This window comes from Pseudomonas sp. GGS8, assembly GCF_024168645.1.
Taxonomy (GTDB): domain Bacteria; phylum Pseudomonadota; class Gammaproteobacteria; order Pseudomonadales; family Pseudomonadaceae; genus Aquipseudomonas.
Map to the genome: position 1 here is coordinate 735,001 of NZ_JALJWF010000001.1, position 19,597 is coordinate 754,597.

Consider the following 19,597-nt stretch of genomic DNA (forward strand, 5'->3'; position numbering starts at 1 on the left):
GCCAAGTGTTCTTCAATGAAAAGGGCCAGCCACAGGCTATTTATCAATTCAATGCGGATGGAGCGCCGAAGACGCGAATGATTGCGCCTGAAGCGTCCGAAACGGCAGACTGACTTTGCCCGAAATGCCATGAGCAATCATTACCCGGCCACCATGAACCTCACTCGCACCCTGATCATCGGCAACTCCGGTTCGGGCAAGAGTTGGCTGGCCAAACAACTGGCCGAGCACCTGCAAGTGCCTTGGACCGATCTAGACCTGATTCACTGGGTATCCGATGAACACAGCATCGCCCGGCCCCGCAACGAAGCACTGGGAATGGCGCGGGTGGCGGCGAGTGAAGAGCGCTGGGTGATCGAAGGTGTTTACGGCTGGATGGTCAGCGAACTTCTGGAGCAGGCCACTGCGCTGATCTGGTTGTGCCTGGACGACGAAGACTGTGTAAACAACATTCGCCAGCGAGAAGCGACGCGGGACGAGAAAGAAGAGTTGCTGATAGCGTTACTCGACTGGGCCGGTAGCTACCGCACTCGCGAAGGGTCCAGCGGATTTGCCGCGCATCAGCGCTTGTTTGAAGGGTTTAGCGGTTGGAAACGCCAACTGATGAGCCGGGTTGAACTCTCGGCTTTCGTCAGCGCAATGCAACCAACCGACTGATTGGCCTCGCCATTTTTTGGGGAGTTTATCCCACTGACGGAGACACCGGTTCTGTAGGAGCAGCCTTCTGCAGCTCCTACAGGGGAAACGGCGTATATCCAGAACGTGTCAGGCCGCTTTCACCGCCCGCCCCACCCCTCTGACAATCATCTCCACTTCCCGCTCATCGATCGTCAGCGGTGGCAGCAGGCGAATGGTCTTGCCCCGTGTCACGTTGATCAGCAAACCGTGATCCCGCGCGGCAATCAGGGTCAGATCGCGGATCGGTTGGACCAGTTCAATGCCGATCATCAAACCCTGTCCGCGGATTGCCAGAACGTTCGGGTCGTCAGCCAGTTCGACGCGCAACCTGGCAAGCAGACGTTCCCCCTGAAGTCTGGCGTTTTCCAACAGGCCCTGTTCTTCAATGATTTCCAGCACGGTGCAACCCACCCGACACGCCAGCGGATTGCCGCCAAACGTACTGCCGTGGCTGCCGGGCGTGAATAAATCCGCAGCTCTGCCCCGCGCCAGGCAGGCACCGATGGGCACTCCGTTACCCAGGCCTTTGGCCAAGGTCATGACGTCCGGGATGATGCCTTCGTGCTGAAATGCAAACCACTGGCCGGTACGGCCGATGCCAGTCTGGATTTCGTCGAGCATCATTAACCAGGCGCGCCGGTCGCAGAGTTCGCGCACCGCTTTGAGATAACCGGGCGGCGCCATTTGCACACCACTTTCGCCCTGAATCGGTTCCATCAGGATCGCCACGATGCGTGGGCCGTGGGCTTGCTGCACCGCCTCCAGCGCCGTGAGGTCGCCGAACGGCACTTTGATGAAATCCCCCGGCAACTCGTTAAAACCCAGGCGCACCGCCGGGCCATCGCTGGCCGACAAGGTGCCGAGGGTCCGGCCGTGGAATGCGTTCTCCATGACCACTACCAGCGGCTGCTCGATGCCTTTGTGCCAGCCATAAAGCCGCGCAAGCTTCAGCGCGGTTTCGTTGGCTTCGGCACCGGAATTATTGAAGAACGCCCGCTCCATGCCCGACAACCGAACCAGTTTCTGCGCCAGCCGCTGTTGCCAGTCGATGCTGTACAGGTTGGAAGTGTGCAACAGCAACCCAGCCTGTTCGCTGATGGCCGACACGATTCGCGGATGGGAATGGCCGACGTTGGTCACCGCCACACCCGCCACCGCGTCCAGGTATTCACGACCGGCCTGATCCCACAGGCGCGTGCCCAGACCTTTGCTGAAACTCAAGGCCAAGGGTTGGTAAGTGCTCATCAGGCAAGTGGCGGTCATGACATCAAGCTCCATCAATAGTCGGTGTTTTTGCAGTATGGTTAGCCACCTGAGCTGGATAAATACTGCAACACTTCAATCATTTTAAAGCTGAGCTTGATAATGGATTTATTCCAGGCAATGACGGTTTACGTAAGAGTGGTGGAAGCGGGCAGCATGACCGCCGCCGCTTTGCAGTGCGAAATGTCCACGACCATGGTCGGCAATCACCTGCGGGCTCTGGAGCAACGCTTGGGTGTGCGCCTACTTAACCGTACGACACGGCGTCAGCGTTTGACGGAATTTGGCACGGCGTACTATCAGCGGTGTCTCGAAGTGCTGGGGCTGGTGGCTGACTCCGAACGCCTGGCCGAACAAACCCTCGACGAGCCGAGCGGCACTCTGCGTATCACCGCACCGCTGACCTTCGGCACCGAACGGCTCGCGCCGGCCCTGAGTGAATTCACCCTGCGCTGTCCGCAAGTCAAACTCGACGTCGTTTTGACCAACCAGCGCCTGGACCTGCTCGATAACGGTTTCGATGTGGCGATTCGTCTGGGCACTACCGAACTATCCAACATGATTTCTCGCCCGCTCATCGACTACACGATGACCCTGTGTGCATCGAAGGATTATCTGGCGCGTCGAGGTACACCGGAAAAACCCGCCGACCTGCAACACCATGACTGCCTGGCCTTCGCCTACCCGGCCGGCGATGATTGGCACTCGGTAGCCAAACAATGGCGCCTGAAGGGACCAGAAGGCGAAGTCATGGTGGAGGTCAGCGGGCCGATGCTGATCAACAGTTCGGCGGGCCTGCATCAAGCGGCGCGAACCGGCATGGGCATCGTGATGGTGCCCGATGCGCTGGTGGAGCAAGACCTGCGAGATGGAAAACTGGTGGCCTTGATGCAGGACTACCAACTGCCGAGTCGGCCGATGAACCTGGTGTACGCCCAGGACCGCTACCGTTTGCCGAAATTGCGCAGCTTCGTCGACTTTGCACTGCAGTGGTGGGGCAAACACTAGCCGGGGCAATACGCCATGAACTAATCTCCTCGACTGACGAGTCACGTTGATATCAGGACGGCAGGGAGACCGATGATGGGTGAGGCATCGAAAATCGAGCCGTTGAAGTTCGATCTGTCAGATTTTAATGAAGACATGCTGCACACCATTCTGGAACTGGTCAGCGATGGCATCTGGGACTGGAACGCCAACACCGGGTTCGTCTACCGCAACCCCGGGTGGTACGAGATGCTCGGCTATTCGCCTCATTCCCTGGATAACAATGTGTTGACCTGGGAAAACGTGATCCACCCCGACGATTATTCGCGGGTCATGGCGTTGTTTGATGACTACCTGGATCAGCGCGCCCCCGGTTATCAGGCCGAGTATCGCTGCCGCATGCGCGATGGCACTTATACTTGGATCGAAGATCGCGGCTACGTATTGGCACGTAATGCCGACGGCTCGGTGGCGCGAATGATCGGCGCGCACCGTAGCATCGAAGACAAGAAGCGCCTGTTCGAAGAAATGGAACGGCACAATCAATCCCTCGAAGCCATCGTCGAAGAACGCACTCGGGAGTTGTCCCGGGTCAATCAACAGCTACAAATTCAACTCGAAGAAAACCGCAAACTGGCGGAAACCGATGTGCTGACCTCCATCGCCAATCGCTATCGCCTGGAAAAAGCCTTGCCTCAGGAATGCGATCGCGCCCAACGCTTTCGCCAGCCTCTGTCACTGATCGCGATGGACATCGATGACTTCAAAAACATCAACGATCACTACGGTCATGCCCTGGGTGATGCGGCGTTGGTGCAGGTGGTCGAGAGTGTGAAGCACTGTGTGCGCGAAGGCGATCTGTTGGCGCGTTGGGGGGGGGATGAATTCATCATGATCCTGCCTAACACCTTGTTGGCCGACGCCAGGTCACTCGCTGAAAGAATCCGTCATGGCCTGGCAAGCCTGCTGCCGGTCGGGGACTATCAAGTGACCATGAGTTTTGGCGTGGTGCAACGCTTTGAAGAAGAACAACAGACCGGGTTGCTGGCCCGGGCTGATCAGGCGCTGTATCGGTCGAAGATCGCGGGCAAGAATCTGATTTCGGGTTGAGGCCCGCTGTCTTCCTACATGCCCGCTTTCACCAACACTGGCTTTTCCTGATACCGATCCGGATACAGTTGCTTCAACTGCGCCACTTTCGGCAGGTCATTGATCACGATGTAAGGATACGTCGGATGCTCGGTCAGGAAGTCCTGATGCTCCTCCTCTGCCGGGTAGAAACCGTTGTAGCTTTCCAGCTTGGTGACAATCGGTTTATTGAACGAATGGGCAGCGTCGAGCTGGGTGATGTAGGCCTGGGCGACGCGTTGCTGTTCGGTGCTTTTCGGGAACAGCGCCGACCGGTACTGAGTGCCTCGGTCCGGGCCCTGGCGGTTGAGTTCGGTGGGGTTGTGGGCCACCGAGAAATAGATTTGCAACAGGGTTCCGTAACTGACCTGAGCGGAATCGAAGGTCACTTCGACAGACTCCGCATGGCCGGTGTCACCCTCGCTGACCCGCTCGTATTGAGCGGTGCTGGCTGCGCCACCGGCATAACCGGAAACCGCATTCTTCACTCCTTTGACATGCTGAAACACGCCTTGGACGCCCCAGAAGCAACCGCCGGCAAAAACCGCCGTTTCGCTGTGCGCCTGGGTGGTTTCGTCGAGCTTCGGCGCTGGAATGACGACCGCGTCTTCAGCGCCTGCGAAAGAAAACGCAGAGCACTGGCCGATAACGCTGGCGACGGCCAGACCCAGTAAGGTGCGACGCCAGTTGAATGGGGTTTTCATGGGCTGTCTCCTGAATGAATGGGTGGCGATCAACCAAAGGTAAACGCATACGCCGACACACCCGGATCGAGAAACTCGATGCTGAACGTCCGGTCCTTTACACCTGCGCTCTGGCGTACCAGTTGATACAACCGCTGCTCGGTGACGCTGCCACTGCCATCGGGCGCCACGTCAATACCGTGGGCATCGCCTGGGGGCTTGCCGTCAATCAACACTTTGAAACGCACCGGTTTGCGGTCGGCACCGGGGCCCAACACCAAGTGCAGGTCGCGAGCGTGAAAGCGATAGACGATACGACTGTCCGCTGCAATCGAGACGGCCCGCTCCGGACCGACAGCCCATTGACCGTCCAGGCTCCAGTCATTAAGGGCCAGTTGTGACGGTGGGCTATAGGCAGTCGCCTTGTCCGGTACCAGGCCGGTTTCAGGGGCGAAATGCTCCGCCCGCCGGTAGCCGACATAGGTTTCGGGCGATTGCACCTCATTCATATCCGGGGCGAGTTGAACACCCTGGGCGTTGGCATTGATCAGCCCGTCCGCGACTTTCGCCGCCCCAGCCTCACGCAACAGCTGCTGAATCACTTGCTCGGATTCGGCGTACTTGCCTTCACCAAAGTGGTGATAACGAATGCGTCCCTGAGCATCGGCAAAATAATGGGCCGGCCAGTATTCGTTGTTGAAAGCACGCCAGACCTTGTAGTCATTATCAATGGCCACCGGGTAGGTGATACCCAGGTCCTTCATGGCTTTGGTGACATTGCCCACATCCCGCTCGAAGGCAAACTCGGGCGCGTGGACACCGATCACCACCAACCCCTGATCGTGATACTTCTCGGCCCAGGCCTTTATATACGGCAGGGTGCGCAGGCAGTTGATGCAGGAGTAAGTCCAGAAATCCACCAGCACGACCTTGCCCTTCAACGCCTGGGCGGTAAGTGGGGGCGAGTTGAGCCATTGCACGGCTCCGTCCAGGGATGGAAGGTTGCCTTCTATCGGCAGTGTGTTCGGTGTATTCGCAGTCACTTTCATCGTGTCGCCAGCGGCCATCATGCTGCCAGCAGGTTGATCGTCGGCCCGTGGAATCTGCGCCATCATCGCTCCGCTGTTAGCCGGTGTATTACTGGCCAACCGGTTGACCAACGCCTGTTCGATACCGCCGGTGGACGCCGTTGAAACCCGCGCCAGAATCCCGGTGTCCAGCCCCAGGGCAATTGCCACCACACCGATCAGCATCGCGGCGCCCAGGCCACGACGTAGCCACTCGCCAGCGCCTATCGAGCGCTTCATCGCGGCAAAGACCTTACCGCCCAGCAGCAGTGCCGCGGCGAGAGAAGTGGCGGCACCGGCCGCGTAAGCCAGTAGCAACAGAGTGGTCGCGATGCTTGCCCCTTGCAGCGCCGCACCGGTCAGCAGCAGCCCCAGAATCGGCCCGGCGCAGGGTGCCCAGAGCAGGCCCGTGGCGACGCCGATCAGGAATGAAGCGCCGGGACGCGGCCGAGTATCGGCGCCCGCGGCTTCCGACAGCCGACCGCCGGCCGCCACCAGTGGACGCGTCAGGCGTTCGGCCAACCGCGGCAGCAACAGCGTCAGCCCGAACAGTGCAACGAACAGCAACGCGAGCCAGCGACCGTACTGATTGACTTGCACCACCCAACCGCCGCCCACCGCCGCCAACGAGGCGACGAGCGCGAAGGTCAGCGCCATCCCCGCCAGCAACGGCAAGCCACTCTTCATAAACGGCTGCCCGGTGCGAGCGAAGACAAAGGGCAATACCGGCAGAATGCATGGGCTGACAATCGTCAGCACACCACCGAGATAAGCGAGGACCAGAAGCCACATAACGTCGACCTGCATCAAGTGAGTGAAAGGAAGTGCCCATGGATCACGCCTGGGGCTTGAAGGTCAGCGCCAGGCCGTTCATGCAGTAGCGCAAACCGGTGGGCTTTGGCCCATCCTCGAAGACATGCCCCAGATGACCGCCGCAACGACGACAGTGCACCTCTTCGCGCAATACACCGAAGGAGCGGTCCTGTCGGGTGGCCACCGCGTTGTCCAGGGGCGCCCAGAAACTCGGCCAGCCGGTACGACTGTCGAACTTGGTGTCGGAAGAAAACAACGGCAGATCACAACCGGCGCAGGCAAAAACGCCCTTGCGGTGTTCATTGTTCAGCGGGCTGCTGTAGGCCCGTTCGGTGCCCTCTTCGCGCAGTATTTCGTATTGCTCGGCGCTGAGCCGGGCGCGCCATTCGCTGTCGCTGCGAGTCACCTCGAAAACCTCCTCCGCGCGGGCTTCATCGACCAGCGCGACGCTTGTGGAAAATTTTGGCAATACACCGATCACCAGGGCTGCAGCCCCCAGCCCGCCGCTCGCTACAAGAAACTGTCGCCGTGAAAACATGGCCTTCTCCAAAATTCCAGGTGCCTTGCATGGAACACAGCCTAGGCTTGAGTTGATCGCCAAATCCTCACGAGGAGTTAAATAATTCGTGATAACTCAACCTCAGGAAAACCCGCACAATGTGTTCATTGCGTCACAAAGGACTGAGCTCCATGGAACAGACCAAACGCGTGCTGGTGGTCGAGGACGACCTGCACATAGCCGACCTTATCTGCCTGCATCTTCGCGATGAGCAGTTCGAGGTGGTGCACTGCGCCGACGGCGATGAGGGCATGCGGCTGCTGCAGCAAGGAAGCTGGGACGCACTGATTCTCGACCTGATGCTACCCGGCGTCGACGGCCTGGAAATCTGCCGTCGCGCCCGGGCCATGGCCCGCTACACCCCGATCATCATCACCAGTGCGCGCTCCAGCGAAGTGCATCGGATTCTGGGGCTGGAGCTGGGCGCCGACGATTACCTGGCCAAACCCTTTTCGATGCTCGAGCTGGTGGCACGGGTCAAGGCACTGCTGCGACGGGTCGACGCCATGGCCCGCAATCTGAAAATGGACGCCGGCAGCTTGATCACGGACGGCCTGTCCATCGATCCGATCACCCGTGAAGTCGCCCTCGATGGCCGTCGCCTTGACCTCACGCCACGGGAGTTCGACCTGCTGTATTTCTTCGCCCGACAACCTGGCAAAGTCTTCTCGCGCATGGACCTGCTCAACGCAGTGTGGGGTTACAGTCACGAAGGCTACGAACACACGGTCAACACCCACATCAACCGCCTGCGGGCCAAGATCGAGGCCGATCCGGCGCAACCGGCGCGCATCCTCACAGTGTGGGGCCGTGGCTACAAATTCGCAGCAAGCGGAGAGCAGCCATGAGGCTGCCCCTGACGCAACGCCTGTCCCTGGTGTTTGCCGTGCTGTTGCTGGTGTGCTGCGGCACATCGGTATGGATGCAGGTGCGCTCCAACCAAATGCATGAACTGGAAGTGGTGCAGGGTTTGTCGCGGGATCTGGCGCAACACATCGCCCACGACACCGTGCTGATGGACCGCAATGGCCCGATGCCCAATGCCGTGCGCGAACTGTTCAGCCAACTGATGCTGGTCAATCCCAGTGTCGAGGTCTATCTGTTGGACACCGGAGGCCGGATTGTCGGCAGCGCCGCGCCCGAAGGCCGAATACATCGGGAGCAGGTCGATCTGGTGCCGATCCAGCGTTTGCTAAAAGGCGAGGCCCTGCCGATTCTGGGTGACGATCCGCGCAGCGTCGATGGTCGCAAGGTGTTCAGCGCCGCGCCATTACGGGTCAACGGTCAGCCGGCCGGTTATCTGTATGTGGTGCTGCTTAGCGAAGAACACGACCGCTTCGCCGAACGCGGGGCCACCAGCGCGGCGCTCAATACCGCATTGTTGTCCATTGGGCTGGTGGCGTTGCTGTGCCTGATTGCCGGCCTCACGGCATTTGCCCTGATCACCCGGCCATTGCGCCGTTTGACCGAGAAAGTCAGTCAATTCGATATCAACGGCGTTCCAACCGCTTCGCCCGAACCTGAGCCGGAGCCTTTAGAAAAAGCTGCCAGCCACGATGAAATAGCCGTACTCGACGCGGCCTTTCGGCAGATGCAAGCGCGCCTCGGTGAACAATGGCGCTCGCTGACCCGTCAGGATCAGGAGCGTCGCGAACTGGTGGCCAACATCTCCCACGACCTGCGCACACCGCTGGCCTCGCTACACGGTTACCTGGAAACCCTGTCGCTCAAGGACGCCACCTTGTCCCCCGCTGACCGCCGTCGTTATCTGGGAATCGCTCTGGATCAGAGCCGCAAGGTCGGCGGTCTGGCGCAATCGTTGCTGGAGCTGGTGCGGCTGGAACACGGTTTCGTGCAGCCGGTGCTGGAGCGCTTCTCCCTGACCGATCTGGTGCAGGATATTTTTCAGAAATTCGAACTCAGCGCCGAAGCGCGCCAGATCGAACTCAAGGCCACTTTCGCTCCCAACGTCGCGGTGGCCTGCGCCGACCTGGGGCTGATCGAGCGAGTGCTGACCAACCTGTTCGACAACGCCCTGCGCCACACCCCCCAAGGGGGAGAAATCGAACTCAGTCTCCGCCCTCAAGAGTCTTTTATCGAAGTGACCGTCAGCGACACCGGCCCCGGCATCGCCCCCGAATTACGCGAAGGTCTGTTTCTGCGTCCATTCAACATTGGCGGCGCACGGCGCGATGGCGGACTGGGATTGCGGATCGTGCACCGGATCCTGCAATTGCACGGTCGCAAGATCGAGCTGATCGATGTGCCGGGACGCGGCGCGACTTTTCGCTTCTCCTTGCCGGTGGATGAGCAAACGGCAGAGCAGTGGGTGGTTCGGTCTAAAACCTCTCACCAAAAATACTGACCAGCCACCTGTTCATCCGTGACAACGCAGCGCGGGTCCAATAGATTAGGCGGCCTGAAAAGGCCCTGTGCTTTCTCGCCTCAATCCAAGTTAAAGAAGTAGTGAAATTTCAATGTCCGATTCCAATACCGCTGAATCCGTAGTCACCTTGTCGTCCAAAGCGGAATACGAAAACTCCATCAATCTTTCACAGCACGTGCCTCAGGCCAAGACCATCAGCGAGATGGTTCTGGACGCTTTTCAATCCACCCGGGAAAGCGACCAGATCCGCGAACTGCGCGCCGCGATTCGCCAAGCTCACGACAGCTTCGATGACGATAAAGCCTACGAATTGATGGGCGAACTCAAGCAATTGAAAGACGCCGAAGCCGCAGACATTGCCGCCCTGGAAGACCTGAGCAGCAAATTCCCGATCAGCCGCATTCTGTCCAGCTTCAAGGATGACCCGGCGTTCCAGGAAATCGTTTATGGCCTGGCGCTGAAAGTGCTGAACCAGACTCACCAAGCCATCAGCAACCCGAGCAGCGGCAAGAGCAAAGCGGCTCGCGCCAAAAAAGAAGTTGAAGTGTTCACCATCAGCAAGGACGGCATCAGCGTCACCCTGCCCCTGCGCACCCCGCGCTCGCGCCTGAACGTTGATCGTGAAGCGCTGGAATTCCTGGGTTTCACTTTCGTCGGCGAAGGCGAAGAAGCGGAGCTGGAAAGCGAAACGTTCCTGGACAATGCCGGGGCCGAACAAGCGGTCAACCGCAAGAACATCATCACCGCGCTTCAGCAGCAAACCGCGTTCGACGGCTACAGTATCGCCGCGCAGTAACACGCCACACCTCAAAGCCCCGCCCTCGGAAGCGGGGCTTTTTATTGCTCGCTGGATTGATTACACCGACGGATGCAGCGCCGCGATCATGTCGATTTCGATAGGGGCATTTTTCGGCAACTGGTAAACACCGACAGTCGTTCGCGTATGTCGACCGGCATCGCCCAATACATGCGTGAGAACATCCGATGCACCGTTGGCCACTTCGCTCAGGTCCACAAAATCGAGTGTGGACTTCACATACACCGTGATGCGAAGGAGCGCCTTGACGTTATCCAGTGAACCAATAGCCCCTCGGATCAGCGCCAGCCCGCGTATCGCACTGATGCTGGCGGCCTCTTGAGCATCGGCCATGTTGAGTTCCAACCCGACACGGCCGGGGTACTGGACTTCGCCGTTCATGCGCGGCACCAGGCCACTGACATACACCTCATCGCCGTGCCGAAGCAGCGGCGCATAGTGCCCCCCGGCGGCGTTCTCGTCGTAGATATCAAAGCCGAGTTCTTTCGCCATCGCGAGGAAACGTTCATCGCGGGTTATCTGCTGAATCATCTATTGGACCCCTTTGGTCAATCATGCGAACCGCGCAGATGATGGTAGAGACAGACGTTCGCGTTGATCAGAGCAAGTTCGTATAGAATCCAGCGAACTTTACTGCCAGAGAGACCAGTAAAATGCAGGCTCAGCGCGCAGTGATCGCCGCCATCGAATTCCAGCCGGGAGTTCCGCTGGTGCAGCAGATTGTCGATCAGCTGTCTGTGGCAATCAGCCAGGGTGGCTTGCCTCACGGGGCCAAGTTGCCACCGATTCGCGAACTTTCCGAATTGATGAACGTCGGCAAATCCACGGTGGTCGATGCCTTGGACCGATTGCGCGCCAAGGGGCTGGTGGTTTCACGCCAGGGCTCGGGGCACTACGCCCAACGGGCCAACAGTCAGCCACCGACTGCGGCGAGCCTGGATCTGCAACCCCAGGATATTCTCAGTCGGGTCCGCCGTGCGTTGCTGTTGAACAATGGCGCGCTGCGTCCTGGTTGTGGATTCCTGCCCGGTTCGTGGCTGCCCGCCGAAGAACTGCTCAAAGCCGTACGCGGCACCCTTCGTGCGACCGCGCTGCGCATGGGCGAATACGGTGAGGTGGGCGGTTACCTGCCGCTGCGCGAGGCGTTGCGGGTGAAGTTGTCGACCGTCGGCATCGACGTGCCGCTGGGGCAGATCATTACCACCGCCAATACTGTGCAAGCCATTGACCTGCTGATGCGCCTGTTGATCAAACCCGGTGACACGGTACTGCTGGACGATCCGTGCTACTTCAACATGCACGCCAACCTGTCGTTGCATGGCGCCAAAGTCATCACCATTGCCCGCGATTGCGAGGGCCTGGATCTGGAGGCGTTCGAGCAATTGCTGATTGCCTATCGCCCCGTGCTGTACATGACCAACAGCACGCTGCACAACCCGACCGGGCACTCGTTCTCCGCCGCCCAGGTTTATCGTTTGCTGGAGCTGAGTCACCGTTACGGTTTCCACATCGTGGAAGATGACCTCTATGGCGATCTTCAGCAAAGACGCACCCCGAGACTGGCCGCGAGTGGTCTGGACAACGTCAGCTACATCTCCGGTTTCTCCAAGACCCTGACCGCCAACAGCCGGGTCAGCTATGCGGTGCTCTCGCCGCAACTGGCAGCACGCTTGATCCGTTTGAAGATGAGCTGCGGCGGTGTGACCTCAGAGCTGGCGGAACAAATTATCTGCACGATGCTCAGTAATGGCAGTTACACCAAACACACTCGCCGCACAGTCGATCGCCTCTACGAATCGAGCAGCCGCGTGGCACGCTGGTTGGTGGAGGCCGGATGCTCAGTGTCTTCGCTACCAGGTGAAGGCCTGTTTATCTGGACCCGTTTGCCCGAAGGATTGCACGCCGAGACGCTGGCCAGTAAAGGTCTTGAAAACGACCTCGTCCTGGCACCCGGCACCTTATTGAGCAAAGCGGCTGATGCCAGCAGCTTCCTGCGCTTCAACGTCGCGCACAGCGATAGCCCACAGGTGCGCGAACGGTTTTTCCGATTGCTTGATAGCTGAGTTTTTCTGATAAACCGAGTTGTTGCCATCGCGAGCAGGCTCGCTCCCACAGGGGGTCAGAGTCGGACTTGGAGTTGGTGGCAACACCGAACTAATGTGGGAGCGAGCCTGCTCGCGATGGTCTCACCACGGTCCACCAGAAAAGCCCCAACAAAAAGCCCCGCTCTTCTCTCGAAGGCGGGGCTTTTCTTTACAGCATCCGACGCTTAAGGCGCGTACGTCAGCAACAGCTCACTCGGCACTTTGAAGTCCAGCGACATCATCACGCTCAACGCAGTAATGGTGAAGATCGAGAACACGAACAGCTTGCGTGCCCAGACCGTGTCATCCACTGCCTTGTAACCGGTCCAGGCCATGTACAGCCAGTACATGCCCATGGCCGCGGCGACGGCGAGGTAGCTCATGCCGGCGTAGCCGCTGAAGGTCAGCATCAAGGTCGCCACGAGGAAGGCCAGGATGTAGAGCAGGATATGTTTTTTAGCCACTTCAATGCCGCGCTTCACTGGCAGCACCGGAATCGATGCGGCCAGGTAATCGTTGAAGCGGAAGATCGCAATGGCGTAGGAATGCGGCATCTGCCACAGGCTGAACATCACCAGCAACGTCAGTGCGGCCATGTCGAAGTTATTGCTGACGGCGACGTAACCGATCACCGGCGGCATCGCCCCCGACAAACTGCCCACCAGCGTGCCGTGAACCGACTTGCGCTTGAGGTACAGGCTGTAGAAGCCGACGTAGATGACAAAACCGATCACCGCGAACAGTGCGGCCAATGGGTTGGCCACCTTGTACAACAACGCAACGCCGGCGACACCCAGAACGGTCGCATAAGCCAGGGCCAGTTTCAGGGAGATCAAGCCCTGGACCAGCACCCGGTTCTTGGTGCGTTCCATCTTCAGGTCGATGTCGCGGTCGATGCAGTTGTTGAACACGCAACCGGAAGCCACCACCAGGGACGTGCCGATCATCGCGGCCAGGAAAATGGCCAGATCGACATGCCCTTTGGAGGCCAGGAAAAATCCGCCTGCCACAGAAAGCACGTTACCGAAAATGATCCCCGGTTTGGTGATTTGGATAAAGTGCTTAAAGGACATCCGGACTTTCCTCAGTGCGCCATCATGTTGGTGTGGATGCTGAACATGATCCACAGCGACAGGCCTACCAACAGGACAATCACGATCGCGGCAAAAACAAACGCAATCACGTTGTTACGCTGCGCCGCCGAACGGTCCAGGTGGAGGAAGTACACCAGGTGCACCAGCACCTGGATGACTGCGAAGGCCAGTACGATCCACAGAGTCATGGCTTTAGGCAGCGACGGGTACATCACCAGGCCGAAAGGAATGACGGTCAGGATCACCGACAGAATGAAACCGATAGCGTAGGACTTGACGCTGCCGTGGCCGGCGTCGTGGCTATCGTGGGAATGAGCGTTAGCCATTTACATAGTCCCCATCAGATAAACAACGGTGAATACGCAGATCCACACCACGTCCAGGAAGTGCCAGAACAGGCTCAGGCAGCTCAGACGGGTCTTGTTGGTCGCCGTCAGGCCGTTTTTCTGCACCTGATACATCATGATCGCCATCCAGATCAGACCGCTGGTCACGTGCAGACCGTGGGTGCCGACCAGGGTGAAGAACCCGGACAGGAAGCCGCTGCGGCTAGGGCCGAAGCCTTCGGAGATCAACTTGTGGAACTCGTTGACCTCCATGCCGATGAAGCCGGCGCCGAACAGGAAGGTCAGGGCCAGCCAGCCCAGGACCTGGTTCTTCTTGCCCTTGAACAACGCCAGCATGGCGAAGCCGTAGGTGATCGAACTGAACAGCAGCAGAGCGGTTTCGCCCAGTACGTATGGCAGCTCGAAGATGTCGTGGCCCGACGGGCCACCCGCTACGTTGTTAACCAGTACCGCGTACGCCGCGAAGATCGACGCAAACAGAATGCAGTCGGTCATCAGGTAGAGCCAGAAACCGAATACGGTCATCTCGCCCGAGTCGTGGTGATGGTCATCATGCCCATGTCCATCGACATGGGTGTGTCCAGCATTGGTCACTAAGTTCGACATGGTTTAAGCCTGTTCCAACGAGGTTTCAACACGGGTGGCGGTGGCTGGAATTTTCCCGGCCGCTACCAGACGCTTGTGCTGCTCGGCTTCGATGCGCTCGATCACGTCGACCGGCACCATATAGCCTTGATCATCGCGTGCAGCGTGGATCACGAAGTAGCCCACGGTGCCAACCAGACCAACGATGGCCAACCACCAGATGTGCCAGATCATCGCGAAACCGAACACGGTCAACAGAGCACCCATGACCAGACCGGTCGCGGTGTTGTTTGGCATGTGGATCGGCTCGTACTTGGCCGGAGCCTTGTACGCGGTGCCGTTTTCCTTGGCTTCGGTGAACGGGTCGATGCCTTCTGCTTTTGGCAGCACGGCAAAGTTGTAGAACGGTGGTGGCGAGGAGGTCGACCATTCCAGGGTGTGGGCATTCCACGGGTCGCCGTGCTCGCACATGTTCTGCGGCAGCTTGCGGTCACGGATACTCACGTACAGCTGGATCAGCTGGCAGGCGATACCCGCAGCGATCATCACCGCACCGAACATGGCCACGTACAGGTACGGTACCCACTCAGGGTTGGTGGTGGCGTTCAGACGACGGGTCATGCCCATGAAGCCCAGTACATAGAGCGGCATGAACGCGACGAAGAAGCCGGAAATCCAGAACCAGAATGCTGCCTTGCCCCAACCTTCGTGCAACTTGAAGCCGAACGCTTTCGGGAAGTAGAAGCCAAAACCTGCGATGTAACCGAATACCGCGCCGCCGATGATCACGTTATGGAAGTGCGCGATCACGAACAGGCTGTTGTGCAGCACGAAGTCAGCACCCGGGATGGCCAGCAGTACGCCGGTCATGCCGCCGATGGCGAAGGTCACCATGAAGCCCAGGGTCCACAGAACCTGGCTGGTAAAACGCAGACGGCCTTGATAAATGGTGAACAGCCAGTTGAATAGCTTCACACCCGTCGGGATCGAAATCAGCATCGTCGCCAGACCGAAGAAGGCGTTGACGCTGGCACCCGAACCCATGGTGAAGAAGTGGTGCAGCCAGACCATGAAGCCCAGGATCGAGATCGCACCCGATGCGTAGACCATCGAGTGGTGGCCGAACAGACGCTTGCCGGTGAAGGTCGAGATGACTTCGGAGAAGATCCCGAACGCTGGCAGAATCAGGATGTACACCTCGGGGTGACCCCAGGCCCAGAACAGGTTGACGTACATCATCGGATTGCCACCAAGTTCATTGGTGAAAATGTGGAAATCCATGTAGCGGTCAAGCGTCAGCAAAGCCAGGGTAGCGGTCAGGATCGGGAACGAAGCCACGATCAGGACGTTGGCCCAGGTGCAGGTCCAGGTGAAGATCGGCATGTCCATCAGCTTCATGCCCGGGGTACGCATTTTCAGCACGGTGGCCAGGAAGTTGACCCCCGTCAGCGTCGTACCTAGGCCGGATAGCTGTAGCGCCCAGATGTAGTAGTCCATCCCCACGCCCGGGCTGTATTGCAGGCCCGACAGCGGCGGATAGGCAACCCAACCGGTCTTGGCGAATTCGCCAACGCCCAGGGACAGGTTGATCAGCACCACGCCGGACACCAGCAGCCAGAAGCTCAGGGAGTTCAGGAACGGGTAGGCAACGTCACGGGCGCCGATCTGCAGCGGCACTGCAAGGTTCATCAGGCCGGTGAAGAATGGCATCGCCATGAAGATGATCATGATCACACCGTGAGCGGTGAAGATCTGGTCATAGTGTTCAGGTGGCAGGTAGCCAGGCGAACCCTCGGTGGCCATGGCCAACTGGGTACGCATCATGATGGCGTCGGCAAAACCACGCAGCAGCATGACCATGGCGACGACGATGTACATCACGCCGATTTTCTTGTGGTCGACCGAGGTCAACCACTCGGTCCACAAATAGGTCCACTTCTTGAAGTAGGTGATTGCAGCGAACAGTGCCAGACCGCCGAGCGCGATCATGGCGATGGTCACCATCACGATCGGCTCGTGGAACGGGACCGCTTCCCAACTTAATTTACCAAACATCGTTTACTCCTCTGCCCCGGCAGCTGAATGCGAACTCATGTCCATTCCTTCCATGGCGGCCATTTCGTGCTCTTTCTTCTCGTGGTGCATCGGCTTGCCCGGTTTCATACCTTCGTACTTGTCGACGATGATCTGGAACAGGTTCGGCGTGACCGAGGAGTAAAGCTCGACTGGGTTGTTCTGGCTCTGCTTGGACAGGGCTGCGTATTCAGCTTGTTCAAGCTGTTTAGGTGCCTTTTTGACTTCGCTTACCCAGGCGTCGAAATCTTCCTGAGAAGTGGCGATAGCTTTGAATTTCATGCCGGTGAAACCCGCGCCGCTGTAGTTGGCGGAGATACCGTCCATTTCAGCGTTCTGGTTGGCGATCAGGTGCAGTTTGGTCTGCATGCCCGCCATCGCGTAGATCTGACCGCCCAGAGCAGGGATGAAGAACGAGTTCATCACGGCGTCGGAAGTGATCTTGAAGTTGATCGGGGTGTGCGCCGGGAACACGATCTTGTTGACCGTGGCAATGCCTTGTTCCGGGTAGATGAACAGCCACTTCCAGTCCAGCGCAACCACTTCAATGGTGATCGGCTTGACGTCGGATTCCAGCGGCTTGTAAGGGTCCAGAGCGTGGGTCGACTTGTAGGTGACGTAACCCAGGGCAATGATGATCAGGACCGGAATAGTCCACACCGCGATTTCGATCTTGGTGGAGTGGGACCATTTTGGCGTGTAGACGGCGTCCTGGTTGGAAGCGCGGTATTTCCAGGCGAACAGGAACGTCATGACGATGACCGGCACGACGACCAACAGCATCAGCAGCGTTGCGGTGATGATCAGGTTTCGCTCATCCAGGCCGACCTGGCCCTTGGGATCGAGCAAGGTCATGTTGCAGCCTCCCAGCAACAACGTGCCGAGCAGCGGCAATAAGCCTAGTAGTCTGGGGTACCTGTTTTTACTCATCTCACGACCTCTAAAGCAGCTTGCGCAATGCAGTTGGGTTTTGATCGCCAACACTTCACCCTGCCAAGGGTTGGCATTTTTCTTGGATTGAATAAGGGCCTGCCCGTCGCGCGTCAGACGCAGTTCGACTATTGCTGGGCCTGCGGTGTGTTCTTATTCGAATTCGTGGTCAAGGGCCTTGTTACAGACCAATTCCATTTGGTGCGGATCGTCGGAAGGCACCGACAAATGGGGGTCGCATGAAGCCATCAGGCTTCTCGACGCCCTGTTCTACTCATACGCCTGAGTCAGGATGAGCAGTGCCGGGAATTCAGTGCGGGCGATTGTAGATATGTAGCGATTCATAAACCATGTCTCATCCCGAAATAATTTTTATCCGTTCCAGCAACAATCATTCACGGTTTTTGCAAAAGTGGGCCATGGTATCGAAATTAATTCTCAACAAAAACACCAAAAAATGTAGGTGTACCGCGCGAAGTTCAGACAGCTTCCTGGGCTCTGCGCTCGCCTCAGACCCTGCTCTACCCCCTATGTGACAAGGGCTTTGGCAATTCGCCAGCCCCTGTTAAAACTGCCTGTTTCAGCTGATTGGCGCTGGAACCGGCAGTGGCTTGCGGAGCCCAATTTTGGTGCCTGGAGGTGCTCCGATTCAGCGTCTTGAAATGACTTGCGCCACTCAAGCTGTGACAACATGTCGCAGACGTGTCGCACCCTTCCTTGTCGCGCATCAAGGTCATTTTGCGTGCCCCCCTGAATAGGCAAAACGCCCCGGCCTCTTAGCGAGGACCGAGGCGTTTTTTGTTTCAGGAAACGCTATGGCGGACGGTCTCAGCGCAATGCTTTGCGGTTACGCCAAGTGAGCAGCGGCACCAGCACCACGACCAGCACGAACGCCGTCAGCGCCCACTGTGCCAGGGACAAACCAAGGATCGGCGGGTACGGCGTGGAACAGAAACCGTCGACCTGGAAGCCCAGCGGGAAGATCTTCGCCAACGGCAGGCCGTCGACGATCGGTTGCAGCACATCGATGCCGCAGCTGACCTCAGGGTACAACTGGGTATAGACGTGATGCCCGGCCACCGCGACGCCCGCGATGGCGCTGATCACCACCAATGCCTCGAACAGCGTGATGCTGCGACGGGTGCGCATTGCCGCGCCGATAAACGCGAAGAGCGCGATCAGCAACAATGCGTAGCGCTGCAAGATGCACAACGGGCACGGCGCCTCGCCCAGCACCACTTGCATGTACAGCGCACCACCGATCAGCGCCAGGCAGATGATACCCAGCAACACCAGATAGCGCCGTTCACGTCCCAACCGTATTGTTTCCTCGCTCATCGCGTTTCCCTTCTGTGTCCGTGGATCAGCTCGCCGGCGGCTGCGCTTGCAGCTGCTGCATCAGGCTGATGTTGTCTTCGATATGCCAATTGGCCGCGATGCGACCGTTGTCGATCTGATAGATATCGGTTGCCCGGAAGTCTACACGCTGGCCCTGACCTTTGAGAGCCTTGAACGGGCCGGTGAAGTGCCCGCGAAAGTGCAGATGCACCACCACCCGATCACCGGCGATGATCATTTGCTCGATCTCGCAGCTCAGGTCCGGCACCGCCGTGCGAAAGAACTTCGACGCCAGCAGCGGCCCGGTCGGCCCCTGAACCCGGCCTTCGGGCGGGGTCTTGTCGACGAACTGCTCCGACAAGGCCGCCTTGGCCAAGGCCTCCTCCCCGGAGTTCCAGAAGCTGCCGTAACGCCGGGCGGCCAACTCCATGGCATCGCGTTGCGTCTTGGGCAGGCTCTGATCGACGATCAGGCTTTGGGGCTGGAGCAAGGCCGGTTCGGCAGAGGCAAACGGACTCGCCAGCAGCGCAGCGGTCAGGCTGAGACCGGCCAGGGTTAGACGGCGGGAGAAAGTGATGTGAGTCATGGGGCGATCCTGATCATGTAAACGAACGAGCGCCTATCATCAGCATCGGGGAATAAACGATAAACCGGTTAAGAACGGATTAAGTTTTAAGCGTTTTTTACGAATCGGGACCGTGGTGCGACTATCGCGGGCAAGCCCGGCTCCCACAGGATTGTTGTCGATCACAAATGTTGTGTACG

At 58.6% G+C, this 19,597-nt stretch carries 20 protein-coding genes (1 of these 20 cut by a window edge); 8 read left to right on the forward strand and 12 right to left on the reverse strand.

The window, feature by feature from the left end; all coding sequences use genetic code 11:
* Both J3D54_RS03225 and J3D54_RS03230 read left to right on the forward strand, forming a co-directional pair.
* On the forward strand, positions 1–113 hold the end of the coding sequence (locus J3D54_RS03225) for an alkaline phosphatase D family protein (protein WP_253416673.1). Its footprint begins 1,825 nt before the window's first position; the window shows 113 of its 1,938 coding nt (coding positions 1,826–1,938); the start codon falls outside the window, past its left edge; the stop codon is at positions 111–113.
* A 16-nt stretch (positions 114–129) separates the two neighbouring features.
* Positions 130–657 carry an adenylate kinase gene (locus tag J3D54_RS03230; RefSeq protein WP_253416674.1) on the forward strand — a complete coding sequence of 176 codons (528 nt, stop codon included), beginning with the start codon at positions 130–132 and terminating at the stop codon, positions 655–657.
* A 108-nt stretch (positions 658–765) separates the two neighbouring features.
* Here J3D54_RS03230 and J3D54_RS03235 read toward each other — a convergent pair whose 3' ends face one another.
* On the reverse strand, positions 766–1,941 hold the full coding sequence (locus tag J3D54_RS03235) for an aspartate aminotransferase family protein (RefSeq protein WP_253416675.1): 1,176 nt from the start codon (positions 1,939–1,941) through the stop codon (positions 766–768).
* A 102-nt stretch (positions 1,942–2,043) separates the two neighbouring features.
* Between J3D54_RS03235 and J3D54_RS03240 the strand changes: the two genes are divergently transcribed.
* Entirely contained in the window at positions 2,044–2,949 is a 906-nt protein-coding gene (locus tag J3D54_RS03240; protein ID WP_253416676.1) for a LysR family transcriptional regulator, read from the forward strand.
* Positions 2,950–3,024: 75 nt separating this feature from the next.
* Complete coding sequence (locus tag J3D54_RS03245; protein ID WP_253416677.1) at positions 3,025–4,038, forward strand: sensor domain-containing diguanylate cyclase; 1,014 nt, start codon at positions 3,025–3,027, stop codon at positions 4,036–4,038.
* Between the two features lie 14 nt (positions 4,039–4,052).
* Here the strand turns inward: J3D54_RS03245 and msrA are convergent, their stop codons facing one another.
* From msrA to msrB, 3 genes are read right to left on the reverse strand one after another with little or no spacing between them, the layout of a single operon-like run.
* Positions 4,053–4,760 carry a peptide-methionine (S)-S-oxide reductase MsrA gene (msrA, locus tag J3D54_RS03250; protein ID WP_253416678.1) on the reverse strand — a complete coding sequence of 236 codons (708 nt, stop codon included), beginning with the start codon at positions 4,758–4,760 and terminating at the stop codon, positions 4,053–4,055.
* 29 nt (positions 4,761–4,789) lie between these two features.
* Complete coding sequence (locus J3D54_RS03255) at positions 4,790–6,598, reverse strand: cytochrome c biogenesis protein DipZ (RefSeq protein WP_253416679.1); 1,809 nt, start codon at positions 6,596–6,598, stop codon at positions 4,790–4,792.
* A 43-nt stretch (positions 6,599–6,641) separates the two neighbouring features.
* On the reverse strand, positions 6,642–7,157 hold the full coding sequence (msrB, locus tag J3D54_RS03260; protein WP_253416680.1) for a peptide-methionine (R)-S-oxide reductase MsrB: 516 nt from the start codon (positions 7,155–7,157) through the stop codon (positions 6,642–6,644).
* Positions 7,158–7,309: 152 nt separating this feature from the next.
* Between msrB and J3D54_RS03265 the strand changes: the two genes are divergently transcribed.
* The 3 genes from J3D54_RS03265 (at position 7,310) to J3D54_RS03275 (ending at position 10,360) form a co-directional block, all read left to right on the forward strand.
* Positions 7,310–8,026, forward strand: a complete 717-nt coding sequence (locus J3D54_RS03265) for a response regulator transcription factor (protein WP_105347824.1) — start codon at positions 7,310–7,312, stop codon at positions 8,024–8,026.
* Complete coding sequence (locus J3D54_RS03270; protein WP_253416681.1) at positions 8,023–9,543, forward strand: HAMP domain-containing sensor histidine kinase; 1,521 nt, start codon at positions 8,023–8,025, stop codon at positions 9,541–9,543. Before J3D54_RS03265 ends, J3D54_RS03270 begins: the two co-directional genes overlap by 4 nt.
* 112 nt (positions 9,544–9,655) lie before the next feature.
* Entirely contained in the window at positions 9,656–10,360 is a 705-nt protein-coding gene (locus J3D54_RS03275; RefSeq protein ID WP_007941627.1) for a hypothetical protein, read from the forward strand.
* A 60-nt stretch (positions 10,361–10,420) separates the two neighbouring features.
* Here J3D54_RS03275 and J3D54_RS03280 read toward each other — a convergent pair whose 3' ends face one another.
* Positions 10,421–10,912 (reverse strand): RidA family protein, encoded by a 492-nt coding sequence (locus tag J3D54_RS03280; RefSeq protein WP_253416682.1) that lies wholly within the window; start codon positions 10,910–10,912, stop codon positions 10,421–10,423.
* A 122-nt stretch (positions 10,913–11,034) separates the two neighbouring features.
* Here J3D54_RS03280 and J3D54_RS03285 point away from each other — a divergent pair, with 122 nt between their 5' ends.
* Positions 11,035–12,444 carry a PLP-dependent aminotransferase family protein gene (locus J3D54_RS03285; protein WP_253416683.1) on the forward strand — a complete coding sequence of 470 codons (1,410 nt, stop codon included), beginning with the start codon at positions 11,035–11,037 and terminating at the stop codon, positions 12,442–12,444.
* A 206-nt stretch (positions 12,445–12,650) separates the two neighbouring features.
* Here the strand turns inward: J3D54_RS03285 and cyoE are convergent, their stop codons facing one another.
* From cyoE to J3D54_RS03320, 7 genes are all read right to left on the reverse strand, one after another.
* Positions 12,651–13,538 carry a heme o synthase gene (gene cyoE, locus J3D54_RS03290; protein ID WP_007941628.1) on the reverse strand — a complete coding sequence of 296 codons (888 nt, stop codon included), beginning with the start codon at positions 13,536–13,538 and terminating at the stop codon, positions 12,651–12,653.
* Between the two features lie 11 nt (positions 13,539–13,549).
* The gene (gene cyoD, locus J3D54_RS03295; RefSeq protein WP_096481055.1) at positions 13,550–13,885 is read right to left on the reverse strand and encodes a cytochrome o ubiquinol oxidase subunit IV; all 336 of its coding nucleotides are present in this window, start codon (positions 13,883–13,885) and stop codon (positions 13,550–13,552) included.
* Positions 13,886–14,512 carry a cytochrome o ubiquinol oxidase subunit III gene (locus J3D54_RS03300; protein ID WP_253416684.1) on the reverse strand — a complete coding sequence of 209 codons (627 nt, stop codon included), beginning with the start codon at positions 14,510–14,512 and terminating at the stop codon, positions 13,886–13,888. It lies immediately after the preceding gene.
* Positions 14,513–14,515: 3 nt separating this feature from the next.
* Complete coding sequence (gene cyoB / locus J3D54_RS03305; protein WP_105347834.1) at positions 14,516–16,546, reverse strand: cytochrome o ubiquinol oxidase subunit I; 2,031 nt, start codon at positions 16,544–16,546, stop codon at positions 14,516–14,518.
* Between the two features lie 3 nt (positions 16,547–16,549).
* Entirely contained in the window at positions 16,550–17,494 is a 945-nt protein-coding gene (gene cyoA, locus J3D54_RS03310; protein WP_253416685.1) for a ubiquinol oxidase subunit II, read from the reverse strand.
* 828 nt (positions 17,495–18,322) lie between these two features.
* On the reverse strand, positions 18,323–18,832 hold the full coding sequence (locus J3D54_RS03315; protein WP_253416686.1) for a disulfide bond formation protein B: 510 nt from the start codon (positions 18,830–18,832) through the stop codon (positions 18,323–18,325).
* 25 nt (positions 18,833–18,857) lie between these two features.
* Positions 18,858–19,418, reverse strand: a complete 561-nt coding sequence (locus J3D54_RS03320; RefSeq protein WP_253416687.1) for an ester cyclase — start codon at positions 19,416–19,418, stop codon at positions 18,858–18,860.
* Positions 19,419–19,597: the final 179 nt, after the last annotated feature.